Genomic DNA, 235 nt, shown 5'->3' with positions numbered 1-235 from the left:
AGGTATCGTTTAACGACCCAGAAATAAAAGCACAGTTTGCGACTTTTGATTCCCCCAAAGGGTATGGAGAAGGGCGTGGCTATTTAGTGATGCCTACCAATTTGGAAGGAAGCGCACCGGTGGTCTTGGTTATTCATGAAAACCGAGGGCTTAATCCTTATGTTAAAGATGTCGCGCGACGTTTAGCGAAAGATGGTTTTATCGCCTTTGCACCAGACGCGTTACATAGTTTAGG

The 235-nt window shown here is 45.5% G+C and carries 1 protein-coding gene; it reads left to right on the top strand.

Annotation, left to right across the window (positions count from 1 at the left end):
- A partial coding sequence (locus Q4528_RS16135; RefSeq protein WP_303522779.1) for a dienelactone hydrolase family protein occupies positions 1-235 on the top strand: 235 nt, incomplete at both ends.

It is taken from the genome of Staphylococcus pasteuri (assembly GCF_030547725.1).
Taxonomy (GTDB): domain Bacteria; phylum Bacillota; class Bacilli; order Staphylococcales; family Staphylococcaceae; genus Staphylococcus; species Staphylococcus pasteuri.
The sequence above is the reverse complement of the archived record's forward strand: the minus strand, read 5'-3'. Positions and strand labels throughout refer to the sequence as shown.